The organism is Faecalibacterium sp. DFI.5.82, assembly GCF_029076575.1.
GTDB classification, from domain to species: Bacteria; Bacillota; Clostridia; order Oscillospirales; family Ruminococcaceae; genus Faecalibacterium; species Faecalibacterium duncaniae.
In genome coordinates this window covers 1-286 of sequence record NZ_JARFIS010001184.1, presented here as the reverse complement: position 1 = coordinate 286, position 286 = coordinate 1, and the positions used below count along the sequence as shown (strand labels likewise).

The window sequence follows — 286 nt, the reverse complement described above, 5'->3', positions numbered from 1 at the left end:
GTAGAGCTTGCCCTGCTGGTCATTCGCGTAGCTGTGTTGCGTTTGCATTATTTGTGCACCGCCTTCTTTCCAAAATTATCCAAAATATCCAGGCAAAACATGCAGTCTGCGCTGGGATCTCGGTGGGTTCCGTAGTACATGTTGCAAATATGGTAGCCAGACTGGTAGATCTGCTTGAGCATGGCCATCCCGCTCTGGCTCTTGCCTTCGTGTTCTTTAACCGTCAATTTGTCCAGCTTCTCGCGCAAAAGCTGGTTTTCAACCTTGAGCTCGGTATTTTCCTTCA

The 286-nt window shown here is 48.6% G+C and carries 1 protein-coding gene; it reads right to left on the bottom strand.

The genetic code is table 11. The features are described 5' to 3' along the window. Positions 1 to 47: 47 nt before the first annotated feature. The coding region (locus P0G09_RS20650) for an initiation control protein YabA (protein WP_275253616.1) at positions 48 to 286 on the bottom strand (239 nt) is incomplete at its 5' end.